The organism is Dyella sp. OK004, assembly GCF_900114495.1.
In the GTDB taxonomy this organism is placed as follows: Bacteria; Pseudomonadota; Gammaproteobacteria; order Xanthomonadales; family Rhodanobacteraceae; genus Dyella_D.
In genome coordinates, this window is record NZ_FOZI01000003.1 from 646,354 (window position 1) to 663,082 (window position 16,729).

Annotated in this window: 9 protein-coding genes; all 9 read right to left on the reverse strand. The window is 64.3% G+C overall.

Going from position 1 to position 16,729, the window contains the following annotated elements; all coding sequences use genetic code 11:
• The 9 genes from BM338_RS15145 to BM338_RS15185 all read right to left on the reverse strand — a co-directional run bounded on the left by BM338_RS15145 (position 1) and on the right by BM338_RS15185 (position 16,723).
• Positions 1 to 627, reverse strand: coding sequence for a TetR/AcrR family transcriptional regulator (locus BM338_RS15145; RefSeq protein WP_090452079.1), 627 nt, complete (start codon positions 625 to 627; stop codon positions 1 to 3).
• A complete protein-coding gene (locus BM338_RS15150; protein ID WP_090452081.1) occupies positions 624 to 2,024 on the reverse strand; it encodes an efflux transporter outer membrane subunit in 1,401 nt (466 codons plus the stop codon). Before BM338_RS15150 ends, BM338_RS15145 begins: the two co-directional genes overlap by 4 nt.
• On the reverse strand, positions 2,017 to 5,160 hold the full coding sequence (locus BM338_RS15155) for an efflux RND transporter permease subunit (protein WP_090452083.1): 3,144 nt from the start codon (positions 5,158 to 5,160) through the stop codon (positions 2,017 to 2,019). Before BM338_RS15155 ends, BM338_RS15150 begins: the two co-directional genes overlap by 8 nt.
• 9 nt (positions 5,161 to 5,169) lie before the next feature.
• On the reverse strand, positions 5,170 to 6,348 hold the full coding sequence (locus BM338_RS15160; protein ID WP_090452086.1) for an efflux RND transporter periplasmic adaptor subunit: 1,179 nt from the start codon (positions 6,346 to 6,348) through the stop codon (positions 5,170 to 5,172).
• A gap of 246 nt (positions 6,349 to 6,594) precedes the next feature.
• Positions 6,595 to 8,217: a DUF6519 domain-containing protein gene (locus BM338_RS15165; RefSeq protein WP_090452088.1), complete on the reverse strand. Its 1,623-nt coding sequence runs from the start codon at positions 8,215 to 8,217 to the stop codon at positions 6,595 to 6,597.
• A 10-nt stretch (positions 8,218 to 8,227) separates the two neighbouring features.
• Positions 8,228 to 10,477 carry a hypothetical protein gene (locus BM338_RS15170; RefSeq protein ID WP_090452090.1) on the reverse strand — a complete coding sequence of 750 codons (2,250 nt, stop codon included), beginning with the start codon at positions 10,475 to 10,477 and terminating at the stop codon, positions 8,228 to 8,230.
• Complete coding sequence (locus tag BM338_RS15175) at positions 10,474 to 13,611, reverse strand: putative baseplate assembly protein (RefSeq protein WP_090452092.1); 3,138 nt, start codon at positions 13,609 to 13,611, stop codon at positions 10,474 to 10,476. Before BM338_RS15175 ends, BM338_RS15170 begins: the two co-directional genes overlap by 4 nt.
• Entirely contained in the window at positions 13,608 to 16,367 is a 2,760-nt protein-coding gene (locus BM338_RS15180; protein WP_090452094.1) for a putative baseplate assembly protein, read from the reverse strand. Before BM338_RS15180 ends, BM338_RS15175 begins: the two co-directional genes overlap by 4 nt.
• Complete coding sequence (locus BM338_RS15185) at positions 16,364 to 16,723, reverse strand: GPW/gp25 family protein (protein ID WP_090452096.1); 360 nt, start codon at positions 16,721 to 16,723, stop codon at positions 16,364 to 16,366. The genes BM338_RS15180 and BM338_RS15185 overlap by 4 nt, the downstream gene beginning before the upstream one ends.
• Positions 16,724 to 16,729 lie beyond the last annotated feature (6 nt).

Below are 16,729 nucleotides of genomic sequence, written 5' to 3' on the forward strand. Positions count from 1 at the left end.
TTATTCCGCGACCAGCCGCGGCATCACTTCAGCCAACGCACTCCGCAGCAGATCCAGATCCATCTTCGGGTCACGTGCGGCACGCACGGCCAGGCCCTCGATGATGCACAGGAAAACCAGAGAGCGGCGCTCGCTGAGAGCGGAGGTCATGCCCAGACCGCCTTCTTCCCGCGGGCGCGTCAGCCAGGCGAGAAATTCGGCGAAACACAGATCGTCAGCGTGATGAATGGCCGCGGCGACCTGTTTGTCGCGTGTGGCTTCGGCGCTGGTCTCCAGAAACAGCGCGGCATTCATCATGCGCATGTCCGGCGTGGGCTTGCTCCAGATAACGAAGGCCTCTATCAAGGCTTCGGTGAAATCGGTGGAGGCACTCAGCGCGCGAATGTCCTCCAGCTCGATCTCGGTCTGTCGCTCGATGATGGCGAGGACGATGGCGCTCTTGTTGGGAAAATAGCGGTAGATCAGGCCCGCGCTCATCTCGGCCGCTTCGGCGATGTTCGCCATGCTCGCCGCGTGAAACCCATACTTGACGAAACATTGCTGCGCGGCGGCCAGGATGCGCTCGCGTTGCTCCCTGGCGCGCCGACTCAGCGCTGTTTCTTCGATGGATTTCCCGTGTTTTCTCATGGTGTGCGTTCGCTCCAGCCGCCTCCAAGCACTTTATACAAAGTGACCCGGTTGGTCTGCTCGGCGAGGCGTGTGGCGATGAGCTGCTGTTGCGCGCTATAGAGCGCCCGTTGCGAGTCCAGCGACACGAGGTAGCTGTCGCGCCCTGCTCGATAGCGTGCGCGCGACAGCTCGTCCGCCCTGCTCGCCGCACCTACCAGGGCCTGTTGAGCGGTACGTTGTTCGTCCAGGGTGCGCGTCAACGCCAGTGCATCGGCTACTTCGCGGAAGCCGGACTGGATGGCTTTCTCGTACTGGGCCAGGGCGATCTGCTGATCAGCCTTGGCACCCGCCAGCTGCGCCATGAGGCGACCGCCCTGGAAGATCGGCAAGGTGATCTGCGGCATGAAGGTCCAGGTGCCGCTACCACTCTTGAACAGGCCGGAGAGCTCATTGCTCGCCGTCCCAACGCTGCCGGTGAGGCTGATGGTTGGGAAGAACGCTGCGCGCGCCGCACCGATATCCGCATTCGCCGCGCGCAGCAGATGCTCCGCTTGCAGGATATCCGGACGGCGCAGCAATACATCGGATGGTAAGCCGGCTGGCAGGGCGGCGATCATGGTGGTGTGGTCGCTCATCCCTGTCGGCAACAGCGTGTCTTCGGCTTGCCCGCCCACAAGTAGATTGAGCGCATTGGTGTCCTGCGCGACCAGGCCGCCAAAGCGGGCCACATCGGCGCGTGCGGTTTCCACCGTGGTCTGCGCCTGGCTCAGGTCGAGACTGGAGGCAGCACCAAGTGCATGCCGCTGCCGGGTCAGGTCGAACGAGGATTCCTGGTTGTCGCGTGTGGCCTTCGCGATCTGCAGCGACTCCTGGTCCGCAGCGAGGGTGAGATAAGCATTCGCCACTTCCGCGATCAGGCTCAGCTGCGCACTGCGTTGCGCTTCGCCTTGCGCGAGGTAGCGCTCCAGCGCACTGGTGCTGAGCGAATGCACGCGGCCGAACAGATCCAGCTCGAAATCGGTGGTGCCGAGGTTGGCGAGATATTGCTGGGTCACCGGCGAACCGCTGACACCGGTACGCGTGAGTGACGCCGTGCCGTTGATCGAGGGCATGCGGTCGGCGCGCTGGATGCGGTACTGCGCGCGCGCCTTCTCCACATTCAACACCGCCACACGCAGATCACGGTTGTTCTGCAATGCCTGCTCAATCAGCTTCACCAGCCGCGGATCGGCGAAGAACTCCCGCCAACCGATGTCCGCCGCCCTGCCCTGCGCGGCGGCGGCCGTGGCTTCCGGCAGCGGCCACGCGGCCGGAATGTCCGGCTGGGCCACAGGCACTTTCGGCGCGAGGCTGACGCAACCGCCCAGGACCAGCGCGATGGCGGCGCTGCATGCGGCAATCAAGAACTTATTCATGGGACAGCTCTCCCGCCGCCGGGGCTTGCGTTGAAGCGGCTTTTTTCTTTCCGAACCAACGCTGCACCGTCACAAAGAACAGCGGCACAAAGAAGATGCCCAGCGCGGTACCTGCCAGCATGCCGCCGAGTACGCCGGTGCCGATGGCGCGCTGCGCACCTGAGCCGGCACCGGTCGCGATCGCCAGCGGCAACACGCCGAGACCGAAGGCTAGCGAGGTCATCAGGATCGGACGCAGCCGCGTGCGCACCGCCAGCATGGTCGCAGCGATCAGCTCCATGCCTTTCTCGATGTTCTCCTTGGCGAATTCCACGATCAGGATCGCATTCTTGCTGGACAGGCCCACCGTGGTGAGCATCGCCACCTGGAAATACACGTCGCGATCCAGTCCACGCAGGAAGGCCGCCGTCACTGTGCCGAGAATGCCCAGCGGCACTACCAGCAATACGGCGGTGGGAATCGACCAGCTCTCGTACAGCGCGGCGAGACAGAGGAACACCACCAGCACCGACAAGGTGTACAGCAATGGCGCCTGTGCGCCTGCTTCGCGTTCCTGATACGACTGGCCGGTCCATTCCAGGCCGATGCCTAGCGGCAACTGCCCCACCAGTTTCTCGACTTCCGCCATGGCGTCGCCCGAACTGACACCCGGCGCGGCCTCGCCATTGATCTGCATGGCAGAGACGCCGTTGTAGCGCTCTAGTCGCGGCGAACCGTAATCCCAATGCGTGCTGGCGAAGGCGCGGAACGGCACCATGGCGCCGCTGGTGTTGCGCACGGCCCACTTATCGAAGTCTTCCGGCGCCATGCGGAACGGTGCATCGGCCTGTACGAACACGCGCTTCACCCGGCCGCGGTCCATGAAGTCGTCGATGTACTGACCGCCCCAGGCCATCGTCAAGGTGTCATTGACGTCGGCAATCGAAAGCCCCTGCGCAGCGGCTTTCTTGTAGTCCACATCGATGCGGAACTGCGGCGTGTCTTCCATGCCGTTGGCGCGCACGTTGGCGAGCAGCTTGCTCTTGTTCGCCGCCTCCAGGAATTGATTGCGCGCCTTCACCAGCGCTTCGTGGCCCAGGCCGGCGTTGTCTTTCAGATAGAAATCGAAACCCGCCGAGTTGCCCAGCTCCGGCACCGCCGGCGGCGCGAAGGCGAATACCATGGCCTCCTTGATCTGACTGAAGGTACCCATCGCACGACCGGTGACCGCATTCAGGCTCAAGTCCGCGCTATGCCGCAGCTTCCAGTCTTTCAATTGCACGAAGCCCATCGCCGCGCTCTGCCCGCCGCCAGCGAAGCTGAAACCCTGTACGGTGAATAGCGAATCCACAGCCGGGTCGGCCAGATAGTGCTTTTCCACTTTGTCGATCACCTTGGCCGTACGCTCGGTGGTGGCGCCGACCGGCGCTTGCACCATGGTGAATACAAAGCCCTGGTCTTCCAGCGGCAGGAACGAAGTGGGCAGGCGCAGGAACAACACCGCCATCGCCACACTCATCGCCACGAAGGCCAGCAGGAAGCGCCGACTGCGCCCGATGATCCCGCGCACGGCACCCTGATACTTCAGCGTGCCCTGATCAAAGCGGCGGTTGAACCAGCCGAAGAAACCGCGCTCGGAGGCGTGATGGCCCTTGGCGATCGGCTTGAGCATGGTGGCGCACAAAGCCGGCGTGAGCACGATCGCCACCAGCACCGACAAGGCCATGGACGACACGATAGTCACCGAGAACTGCCGATAGATCACACCGGTCGATCCGCTCAGGAAGGCCATCGGCACGAACACCGCCGACAACACCATGGCGATACCGACCAGCGCGCCGGTGATCTGCGTCATCGATTTGCGCGTAGCTTCGAGCGGCGACAGACCCTCTTCGCTCATGATGCGCTCGACGTTCTCTACCACCACGATGGCATCGTCCACCAGCAGGCCGATGGCCAGCACCATGGCGAACATGGTGAGCATGTTGATGGAGTAGCCCATCGCCGCGAGCACGCCGAAGGTACCCAGCAGCACCACCGGCACCGCAATCGTCGGAATCAGGGTGGCGCGGAAGTTCTGCAGGAACAGGTACATCACCAGAAACACCAGCACGATCGCTTCGAGCAGGGTTTTGATCACACCCTGGATCGACACCTTCACGAACGGCGTGGTGTCGAACGCAATCACCGACTTCACGCCACGCGGGAAGGAAGGCTGCAACTGTTTCAGCGCCGCCTGCACCCGCTCGGCCGTCGCCAGCGCGTTGGCGCCAGAGGTCAGCGAGATGGCGATGCCGGTGGCCGATTTGCCGTTGTACTTGCTGGTGAAGCCGTAATCCTGCAAGCCAAGCTCGACCCGCGCGACATCGCCAAGGGTCAGCACCGAGCCATCGGTGCCGCTGCGGATCACGATGTTGCGGAACTGCTCCGGCGTCTGCAGGCGCTGCTGCGCAACCACTGTGGCGTTGATCTGCTGACCCTTCACCGACGGGTTGCCGCCGATCTGGCCCACCGCCACCTGCTGGTTCTGCGCCTTCAGTGCCGCTACCACTTCGGCGGGCGTGAGCTTGTAGGTGTCGAGCTTGTTCGGATCAAACCAGATGCGCATGGCGTACTTGGAACCGAACACTTCGATATTGCCGACACCGGCCACGCGGCTGAGCGGATCGACCAGATGCGCGGTGACAAAGTCGGAGATGTCATCGCCGTTCAGCCGGCCATCTTCCGACACGAACGCCACCACCATCAGAAAGCCCGAGCTGGACTTGACGACGTTGAGGCCCTGCTGCTGCACGATCTGCGGCAGCAGCGGTGTGGCGAGCTGCAGCTTGTTCTGCACCTGCACCTGCGCGATGTCGGGATTGGTACCGTTCTCGAACGAGAGAGTGACCTGCACGTTGCCATCGGAGTCGCTGGTGGCGGACATGTAGAGCAGGCCATCGAGGCCTTTCATGTTCTGCTCGATGATCTGTGTCACCGAGTTTTCGACAGTTTGCGCGGAAGCACCGGGGTAGCTGGCGTTGATCGACACTTGCGGCGGCGCGATCGCCGGATACTGCGACACCGGCAGGCGGCCCAGCGACAGTGCGCCGGCCAGCATGATGATGATGGCGATCACCCACGCGAAGATGGGGCGATCGATAAAGAACCTTGCCATGACTATTCCTTAGTGGGCCTTGGTCGCTGGCGTTGCCGCCGCGACGTGAGTACCCGTTTCGGTGGCATGCACCGGCGCGCCGGGCTGGACCATCTGCAGCCCTTCCACGATCACTTTGTCGCCGGCCGACAGGCCGCTTTCCACCAGCCACTGGTCGCCGATGGTGCGGCTCGCCTGCACGTCGCGCAGCGCGGCCTTGCCGTCCTTATCCACCACGAATGCAGTGGCGGTGCCCTTGGGATCGCGTGCGATACCAGCCTGCGGCACCAATAACGCCTGCGGGCTGGTGCCCTTGTCGAGCACGGCGCGCACGTACATGCCGGGCAATAGCGCGTGCTCGGGGTTGGGCACGATCACGCGCAGCGCGAAACTGCCGGTGGTCGGATCCACGCTGACATCGGCGAACTCCAGCTTGCCGTCGTGCGGATAGCGGCTGCCGTCTTCCAACAGAATCTTGACCGGCGTGCCGTCGCTTTCCTTCAGCGTGCCCGCAGCCAGCTGCTTGCGCAGTTGAAGCAACTCGCCGCTGGATTGCGTGACGTCGACGTAGATCGGATCGAGCTGTTGCACCCGCGCCATCGGGTCGGCCTGATTGGCGGTGACCAGCGCACCCTGCGTCACGCTGGACTTGCCGATGCGGCCACTGATCGGCGACACGATACGCGCGAAACCGAGCGTGACGCCGGTGCTTTCCACCGATGCCTGCGCCGCGGCCACGTCGGCCTCGGCCTGACGCCAGCTGGCGGTGGCGCTCTCGTCGTCCTGCTTGCTCACCGCATCAATGCGCGCGAGTTCGCTGGTGCGCTTCGCGTTGAGCTGCGCCGAGTACTGCGTGGCCTTCGCCTTCGCCAGGCTGGCCTTGGCGTTGTTGTGATCGGCGCGATAGGTCGCGTCGTCCAGCTGATACAGCGGCTGCCCCGCCTTCACCATCGCGCCCTCGGTAAACAGACGCTGTTTGATGATGCCGTTCACCTGCGGCCGCACTTCGGCGATCAGATAGGCACTGGTACGCCCCGGCAACTCGCGGGTCACCGTAACCAGCTGCGGCTTGAGCGTCACCACGGTGACTTCGGTCGGACCGCCCTGCTGCTGTTCGGCGGGACCACCTTTGCAACCAGCCAGAGCCAGTGCGCCGGCAGTCAAAACGCCCACCAACATCAGGCGGGACAACTTATGTGGGGAAGACATGCGAAACCTCGATCCAGATCGCTCGGGGATAGCGAAAGGCAAAGAATGAATGATCATTCTCATTATTGAACCGAATCGTAGGAATAATCAACCAAACTAAAGGCACGGGGGCAAAAAGGCCACCGCAACAGTTAGTTACGGATGAGCCAATAGTGTACCTAAGAGGCCGGAGATGCCTCTGCCGTTGGTCACCCTCCCCCTGGCCCCCGGCTGGCATGCCCCGCCAGCCGATGACCGGCGCTGGGCCTAGCCGGAAGGTCCGGTCTTGCCCGTGCCCTTCTTGGTCGCCGTCTTGGCCGGCGCGTTTACGGCGTTTTTGGTCGCTGGCGCCGGTGTTGCGGGCTGCAGATCAAGCAGGTTGTTGACTGGCTGCCGGTTCATCGTGTTCCTCATCAAGGCACACAACGAATCGAAGCGGCAGCAGCATTCGGTGTAGGCGCCTTGCGCCCCGAAGATGCCGAGTACCGCCTGATGATGCATGCCGCGCGATGTCACCGCGGCGGCCGAGCCATCCGCCGCCTGCGGCCAGTCCAGCGTGCCGTTGCCGGCGACACGCGCGGGGATCAGCCAATAGTCGCCGGTGGCATAGATGCCACCGGGTTCAAAGCGGATCTGCACACCATCCTCCAGATCAATGAACTCGCCCTCCACCAGCGACACGCAGCCTTGCGCATCCAGGCCCTGGCTCTGGTCCCAGCGGCGCAACAAGGGATGTTTTTTCGGATCGTTGCTGACGGCATAGGCGGTGACATTCTTCGGCACGGCCAGTGTCACCAGGCGCTGGGCGATATCGATGGCGATCACCTGCAGCAGAGGGGAGGCGCGCTGTGCCAGCGTGTAGTCGTCGTCGACCAGTTCCACCCAGTCGTTCACAGCCAGACCCAGCCGCTGGTCGCGGCCCAGGTTGGCCAGCGACACCGCAAGCTGCGCGCTGCCGTCGCTCTGCGGATTGCTCGCTGCATTGAGGATCGGGAAGATCACCGAGCCGTTCTCGCGCGACCATTTGAAGTCGGTGGTAGTGGCGGCATTCGCGCTGCTGGCCATGCCGCCCTGATGCACTTCCACGCGATACAGCTGATTCTCGCAACCGCGATAGCGCGCATCGGCGGCGATTACACAGGGATCGCTGTCCGAGGCCACCGGGCCGAGCTGAGCGCGCAGGCGTGGCCATGCATAGGTAGCCCGCGTGCCCAGGATCTGGCGCAATGCGCTGCAAGGATCATTGTTGTTTCCGGCTGCGCCGGCGGCGAGGCTGTTGCGCAGCTGGGTAATCGCGTCGAGCTGCTGCTTGATCGCGGCTTTTTCCGCATCGGTCGTCGCCGCCTGCAAGCGAAGATTGAGCGCCGCCGTAGCGGCATCCAGTGGCGCCGTCTCGTGGGCCGTATCGAGATCCAGCAGGCGCAGCTGCCACACCGTCTGTGCGCGCGTCGCGGTGTCGATGCCGTTCAAGGCGATGTCGGCGATGCCCGGCGCCTCGACAGCGGAAAGATGCCGCTCCCAAACATCCAGCCACAACGCGAAACTCGCCGGAGGATTGCTCCAGTCGCCGCCGCCGTCGGGCGGCGCGGGCGCGTAGGGCTGGGTGGCCGGCGTACACATCGCATCGTTTTCGCAAAGGATGCCGTCGACATAGAAATGCCCTGCCTGCAATTGCCAGTCCGCCAGATGCGGCTGCGGCGTCATCGCAAAGCCATTGCCCACCGCCCAGCACGGTCCCACCAGGTCGCGGATCAAGGTGTGCAGCAGATGCAGCTGGATACCGGCCTGCTCGTTCCAGTCAGCCTCCAGCAGCACCCTTCCCTGTTGCTGGAACACCCGGTTGTAGTGCCGTGCCGGATCGAACGTGACACGTGCGAAGTCGCCTTTCATGGTCGATCTCCTAACTCGCGTAGAGAATGCCGGCGTCGGTTTCCGCGGGCACGTATTCTTCCAGCCGCCAGACAAGGTTGGCCTCGCGCTGCGGCTCATACAGGTCGTGGTACACGCCCATCGCGGAACCGTCGGAAGCGCCGCTGCGGATTTCCTCGCAACAGCTATCGTCCAGGCGCGCGTAATGGGGTGCGGTGTAGCGCAGGCTGCGGAACTGAGGCACCACGCGCAGCGTTTCCTGCGCGCGTTGCGCATCGGTAGTGACCGCGGCGAGCGCCAGGTCGGGCTGGCAGTGGAAACGCTGTGGCGTGCGCGAGCCCGGCGGCACGTAGCAGAAGCGGACGCAGCCGGATTGCCGGCGCAGCACGCGCACCGCGCTGGTGAAGATGCTGTCCTCCGCCAGACGGATGCTGTGCACCTGCACCTGGCCGATCACCGTGCAGCGCCGCAAGCTTGCTTCTACGTACGCCACCGCTTCATCGGGCGAACCCAGCGCCACGCGTTCGATGCCCGTCGCGTCCACGATGCTGTCGCATACCTGGAGTGCTGGCGGCTCACCGCGCCGCGGCGGGCTGATCACCGAGATGGCGCCGACGATGCTCTGCTCGATGCGCAACGATGCGCGCGTGCTGTCGAGGGTAATGCTCGGCTCGCCCGGGCGTTTCGGATCGCAATCACAATGCAAGGCCCAGCCAGGCACCAGAGTGCAATGGCGAATCACCAGCTCGCACAGATCCTGCTGCAACGCGGTGGTGCCGTCATCGCCGGCCGGTCCGTGCACCTCGATGCCACGGCCCACCACCAGCAAACCGTCGAGCAACAAGCGGCTGCCGGCGCCACCGCCGACGCTCAACGCATCCGGCTGACTGGCACGCACGTCAAGCAGGCGCAGCACGGGCCGGGTGCGTTCGGCCGCGCGTAGCTGGATCGCCTCGCCCGCGTCCAGTTGCAGATCGATGCTGCCCTCATAAACGCCGCTCTCGGCGAGCTCGATGATCAGCGCGTGCAGCGTCGCGTCTGCCGCCTTGGCCTGGGTCCAGGCCTTCAGCGCGTCGGCGATGCTGGCAAAGTGTCCGGCAGGTAACGGGGCCTTGGCCGGATCGCTGCCGGGCAGCGCGGTATGCACGATGTAGCGCGTGGCGTGCTCCAGCTCGGGGGTGATCCGCGCGTACTCGCCGCCGCCCAGATCGGCGGCGAAGCCATAGCAGTACGACACCCATACGCCGCTCTTGGGCCGCTGATTGGCCGGGAACATCATGCGCCCGCGCTCCGGATCCACCGCGAGCTGGCCGCGCGGCACCTGGTAGCGCCAGGCCGAGAGGTCGGCCGGTATCAGCGCTTCGCGCGGCACCGGCATCCCCTGCCCTTTGGACGGCCAGTCGGGTGCGTAGATCAGCACGCTCTTGCCTTCGCCATACAACGCGGCGGATACGTTCGCGTAGTCGGCCTTGGCACCGCGCTCGGCGAAGCGGTAGCGACGCAGCGGCACCGGCAGGTTGTTCTCCTGCGCGATATGCGTGGGCACGGTTTCGGCCACCGGCCGTTGGAACAATGGCGCGTCGTTGCCCAGCACGCTGAAGGTAAAACAATGCGGGCCGCGTTCTTCCAGGCAATAGGCTGGCGTCACCGTGACCGGATAGCTGCGCAGGCGGAACACGAACAGGCCCAGGTCAGGAATGCCATAACGGCCGCGACGATGGCGACTTCCCATGCGTCGCACATCGACGCTGTGCGCGAACGGATCGAACGCGCCGTTGGCCCAGCCAATGCGTTGCAACGTGCCGGGATCGCGCAAATCGGCCGTGCCGCCGCGATGCGGATGCTGGTGATCCAGGTGCTGCATCCAGCCCAGCAAACGGTAGAACTCCACCGCGCGCGCCGGCCATCCGGCACTGTCCCGCGCCAGATCCTCCAGCAGCGACAGCGTGCCCTTGCGACGACGCGCATCGATGGTGTTGGCGACATCGGCACGCGGCGCCAATACCCGGCCAAGGCGCGCGGCATGCGCGCGATCGTCGCCCAGCGTGGCCGCTTCCGGCAGCAGGCCGTAGCCGAGCAGGTCGCCGATATACGGCACCACCCAGTCGTCGCAGGTTTCGATAAACCAGTTGTTGTAGAGCCGCGTGATGTCCTGTTCCAGCACATTGGCCTGGGTCGACAACACCCGCAGAAAATCGCGCAGTGGGTAACCCTGCTCCGCATCGCGCATGCGGTAGACCACCGGCATCAGGTCGTAGAGGCGGTCCGGATTCGTGCTCATGGCGTGGCCTCCTGCAGCAGCAAGGTGTCGGGCACGGTGGGCAGGAAGTAAGTGAGCTGCGCCGGCAGCAGGTTGCCGCTGTCGTCATAGCGTGCGGGCAGCGCCTGCACGCGCTGGGTCATCGTCCCCAGTTGCGACGCGGCGGATGGCTTCGACGCCACGGCAAGCGTATTTTCGCCCGTGTTCTTGTCGCCACCCGGATCGTCGGCACCGAACCCTTCCAGCAGGGCCGCCTCGTCCATCGAACCGAACGCATCCACATCGACCCAGGCCACGCCGCGCACCGCCTGGATGCAGGCGACGATCTCGCTGAGATAGACATTGCGGGCCAGCCCGCGCCGCTCGAAACCGAAGCGGTCGAGCAAGGCCGCGCGCACCAGCGGCTCGACCGTTTCCCAGGCATAGTCGGTAGCCAGCCCTACCTTCGCGCTCAGCGTGAGCGAGATCAGTTCGCGCACATCCAGGCTCACCGGCAACGAAGGATCGCCGTACTTCTGTAATGCCTGCAGCAGGTTTCGGTAGAGATCGGAGGTTGGGTCGACCGGCGCGTCCGCCGCGCCAGCAATGGTTACGCACACCTGGGTACCCAGCTTGACCGCCGCCGCCTTGCCCACGCCGCCGAAGGTGCGCGCGAAATCGGCGTAATCGGTAATCGAGACCAACCGGTCAAGGGCAAGCACCGCTAGCGGTACGTTGCGACGCGCCTGGTCGCGGGTTTCCGCATCGGCACCACCCGAGGCACGCAAGGGGTTGATCACCTGCCTTACGCCTAGCGGCTTGGTCGTCGGCAAGCTGATCTGGCCGGCCTTCACATTGCCCGGCGTACCGATCCCGTTACGGTAGATCGCGATGACATTCTCCATACCGGTTGGCAAGCGCGCACCGTGATTGCCATCGCCGAAAGTCACGCTGGTCTTGCCGCTACCGTCGGTGGCGGTGACAAAACTGCGGCTACCCGCATCGGCGAAAGCAAGGTTGCGCAGTTCATGCCATTGCACACCGTTGACCATCACCCCGAGCGTGCTCTGCACGCCATCGACGGTCGCAGCAGAGACATAGGTCAACGGCGACTGTTTTAGCGCGAAGACCTGCATCGGCTTGGCACTGTTGCCGTAACCAAGCACCTCGTTCCTGGTTTCACCATGAGTGGCACGCACCACGTTGGCATACACCTTTACGCTGTCACGCCGGTAGCTATAGGCCAGACCGTTGTTGGCAAACACCAGCGTGCTGTGCACGGTGTCGCCGGACAGTTGCGAGTCCACGCCCTGCTCCACCGCGGCCAGCATCACTAGTTCGGCCGAGGTCACCGCGTTGTCGCTCGGTACATCGGCACGCTGGCCTTCCACGATCACCCAGCGGCCGGGCTTGAGTCCGTCTACAACAGCATCCAGCGTGAGCCGCGTTGCACTATCGGCCGGCACACTCGGCGTGCTGACGTTGCCAACATCGTCGGTAATGGCCTGGTCGGCGAGCGTAAGTGCATCGCTCTGCGCGAATACCTGCGTACTGCGTAGCCTGGCAATGCTCGAGTCGCCGGTGAGATCCCATAGCGGGCTATTGCCTTGGGCGACGAGTGCGATTTCCGTGGTTTTTCCACTGATGCCATACGCCGTATGCGGATGCGACTGCACGCTTCTTGCCTGAGCAACGAACGGCAATTGGTCGCTCCATCGCGGTGGCTTGATCAGCAGATAGCTTTCCACTGCCACGCCCTCATAAGCGTTATCCAGCTGCACCACGTCGGGTGTCTCGCTGGGCGGCCAGTCATTGCCAGGCACTGATACGAACGGTATGGCCGCCTTGGTGGCGTTATCGGTGTTAGGCGCGAGTCCCATGGGCACGATCGCGTTGTAACCGAACATGGGTGCGGCGAGCCGCAACGCGAATACGCCGCTGAGTTTCGGCGACGGCGCGCCGTTCGGCACGCCCGTCCATGATCCGTAGAAGGTATCCACCAGCCGCGCTTCGAAGTTCAACAACAATTGCGGCCTCGCGTCGCTTGCCGTACTCAATGCAACGGTCGCACTGCGCGGAAGCAGCAAGTTGTTCGCCGGCTGTACCGTCGGCATCAGGATCAAGGCCTGAAACAGGGACGAGAACGACGTGGGGAAACCGCCCGACCCATCCGATTCGCCAGCGAATGCCGCCTTCGCGGCAGTCGCGAAGACATCGACCGGCGGCGGTCCCGGCGGTGGCGCGTCGTTGCCGAACGGAGACTTCATCAAGCTGTCGTAGCTGTCGCTCTGATCACCTCCGAACAACAGCAGCTTACGCACCCAGGTCAATGCGGACAGCCACTCATCGTGATTTGGACCGGCACTGGAGGCATTCAATGCATCGATAGCTGCATTCGCAGCCTGGATGATCTTTACGGCGATCGGATCCAGCAGCCGCAGCACGATCCTGCTGCGATTGCTCTGCGCCTGCGCGTCCACCGACTGCACTACGCGCACCGCCTGCACGCCGGTGGCGAGTTCGCCGAAAAGAAACAACAGCCGGTCACCTTGTTTGAGGTTGCTGTTGGTGCCGGCGATCCACAACTCGCCAAGATCAGCAATGGTCTGCACTGTGATGTTCTGTGGCCGGCTCAAGCGGGGCTTCAGTCCATTCCATGCGCTGCGTGCCTCCAGCGGCTCGGCCGTTTCGAAGGTCTGCATCTGTTCGCCAGGGGCCGGTACGGACTGCGCTCTGGCGCCGCTGGGTATGGTCACCGGCGCCGAATTGTCGTCGATGGTGTAGGCCAGGTACACGCTGGCCGACACGCCGGGCCGCAGGCGGTAATCCACCAGGCGGCCGAGCTGCAGCACCGAGCAACGTTCGGTGGCGGTGCGCAGATAACCCTCGTTGGCAATGCGCTCCTGATAGAAACTCAATACGTCGGCGCCAATCGCCCACGCGTCGAGCAAGGCCATCGACGGATCGTCCAGGTCTCGCGTGCGCAGCGCGGCCAGCGCCGGCAAAGCGGCATCGCTCAAATCCATCTGCATGGTGGCGCGGAAATCAGCGTAGGTACCGACGCGATAGACCAGACTGTCCAGGCCGGGTCGGTTGTACAGAGAACGCGGTGTGCGTATGCCTGCGCCGCATCCACAAGCGCAGGCATGTTGGCCGCAGGCGCTGCAGCAGCTCATCGGCCACCTCCCATCGTGAACGTGATACTGCCGTGGTCGGGATGGTCCGGATCGTTATCCATCTGCGCGATCTCGGTCGCCGCCATGTCGAGCAGACCGTCATCCGGCACATCGCCCTTCTTGTCGCCATCCATGCGCGCCAGTGTGATCACCTCCACGTGAGCCACGCCGGTGATGGCCTGGGCTTCGGCCATCAGCGCACTGGCGCTGACTGATTGACCCAGCCGCAAGCGATCCGGATGGAAGAAACCTGGCGTGCCGTCACGGCGTATACCGGCACTGAAGCGATCGATCAGCTCCGCCTGTATATGCGCCACCAGGAAATCCGGCAGCACGCAGACCATCAGTTCGATCAGCAAGGGCACATAGCACGCGCCGCGCACGGCGATGTCGTGGCCGATGCGGCGATACGGCTGCAGGTCGCGCTTGATCTGTCTGGCCAGCGCGGCGGGCAGCGACTCGCGGCCCAGCGGATCGACCACCACGTCCGCTTCGTACCAGCTGCCGTTCCAGTCCAGCGTGCTGGCTGCGCCCTGCAGCGCCGGCTCGCGTGCGGCGAACATGGCGTAGTCGTCGGCGGTGATGGCGCGCAGCGGATGCGCACGGAATGCGCCAGGCGCATACAACTTGACCTCAGCCAGCGTCTCCGCCGCCGTGCCGCCGCTCGCCGGCAATGGATTGCGCGGAACCAGTCCATCCGGTTGATCGCCCGATGTCAGCGCCAGCCACACGATGGTCTCGCGGCCGACATTCCCGACCGTACCGTTGCCGAGGCGCGTCCGCGCGCGGAAGAAATCGCCAGCCTGCGGCTGCCGTCCGAGCACGCCATCGCCGAAACGCAGATGCGCCGCACCGTCGTCGTCGATCTCGACCACATAGTCGCGATCGTCCGGGCCGCTCTCCAGCAGATCCTGCCGCGCCTGCCAGTGCCACTGCGCGGCAGGCGTGCCTTTGATCAACACGCCATCCAGCGCACCGCCATAGACATCGAGCTGAGGCAGCGCCGCACGCGGATCGCGCACCATCAATCGGCACACCGGTGCGTTGGGGCCATCAGGCAAGGGTTCGGCCCAGGTCAGCGGCGTGCCAGGCAACACATGGCCGGTGTCCGTGGGTGGGCGCGACACATCCTGCACCGCGCCTTCGCAACGGCAGCAGTCATACTGCTCGCTACCGTGCACCAGCCAGCAGTCCTCAGCGAGCGCATCGCAGCGCATACAGGCATCGGGCATCGTGGCGAGCGCCTGGCTCAAGCCGGGATAGTCGGTATCGTCGATGGATTCCGGCGGCGCGCAGATCGGGTCGCAAGTGCACTGCCCCGGCACATGGTCGCCGTGATCGACCAGCAATACATTGCCTCGCGCCAGGCTGACGTCATGCAGCCACGCGCAATCCGGCGACGGTTTGCGCACCGACAGACACAGATCGAACGGCAGCGCATCGCAGGCATCCCAGCTCACCTGTAGCAGCAGGCTGCCATCGAGCGGATCGACCATCTCCAGCACTTCGGTCAACCGCACTGCATGGCGATGTTCCGGATTCGCATCGGCCGGGTTGCCGGTGGCAGGCCCCAGGACTTCTTCTAAGATCAGCAGATCGCCGACTTGCAGCTTCAATCGGCGCTGCACGGTCGCCGTGGGGGCCACATCCATGGCCAGTGCCGCCGTGGCGCCGGCATTGGGCGCCGTCGGAACGGAAGGCGGCGGCGCGTCGAGCAACACCGCCTTCGTGCTGCCTCGCGGCAGGCAGCACAGCTCATTGCCCCAGGTATATAGGGGAATCGCACTGTGCGCGGCGACCACGGTGATCGAGGTCGCGCCGTCCAGCGGCATCGGTTCGAACACCAGCGCACCGTTGGTGCGCACGCGCGTCAGTTCTTCCGCGGTAATCGTGCCGGCCTTGACGTTTTCCTGCGCAGGTGGTGGCACCAGCAGCAACATCTCCGCGAGATCCAGCGTCACTTCGCCGGCTGGCAGCGACAGCGCCACGAACGCGCGCGCGTTGCAGCCTTCGTGCATGCGGTAGTCCACCAGCCGCGCATGCCGGCGCACCGAGATGCGCTGTCGTGCCGTCGCCAGATAAGCCTCGGTGGCCACGGCATCCTGGTAATAACTGAGATAGTCGGCGGTGTAGGCCAATACTTCGACCAGTGCGATGCCGATGTCGGGCACGTGGCGCTCTTGCCAGGTCGGCGCGTCGAGCGCCATGCGATCGAGAAACAGCTGGCGGAAACTAGCGTAGTCCTTCGCCAGGTAGTTGATTTCCGGTAGCGGCGCCGGCGCCTCCACGCAAGGTGTTTCTACCGCGCAATCGAGATCCTTGGCGCAGTCCAGCCAGAAACGCAGCGCGGCGCAGGCATAACGCGGATCGAAACCGGGATAGGCGATCCAGCCTGACGGATCGGTGCCGGACGATGCGTCGACCAGACACAGGCAGTACGTCGAGTGATCGCCTTCGCGATCCAGTACCACGCGCAGGCAGGCGTCGTCGTGCATGTCCGGCTCGTTCTCTTCGCTCACACTAAGCACGCGCAGACTGGTGATGCGATCGCCGCCACTGACGCGCACGTTGGCGACGCCCATACTGGCCGGGATGGCGCCGAACAGATGTATGCACAGCGTCACGCCGTCGTCGCCGACTTCCACGTAGTCGATGCCGTTGAGCTGGCTGGAGAGATGCAGGCGTTCGCGCCGCGCCTCCACACTGCACGAAGGCTGCGGCGCACAGCCGGCCACACGCAGGCTCTGCGCGCTCATGGCAGGCTCCTGACGAAACTTTCGCTGCGCGCCTCACCGGTGGCGCGGATGGTATAGGCAAGGTCGACCTTGAGGGTCGAGTCCACACTACTCACCTGAAGTGAGCCGACGTCGATCACATCGCCAAGCCATTGCTGCAACGACGCCTGCACAGTGAACTGCAGCGCGGCGGCCAGCTCGGGGCTGTTCGGCGCAAACACCAGCTGCAGCAAACCGCTGCCGAAATCCGGACGGTTCACGCGCTCGCCCGGATGAGTGAACAGCAACTGCTCGATCATGTCCCGCACGTGATCGGCATCGTCGGTGTCGGCAGTGCGTCCGCGTTGATCGAAATGGAATGGGAAGTCGATGTTCATGGCGTT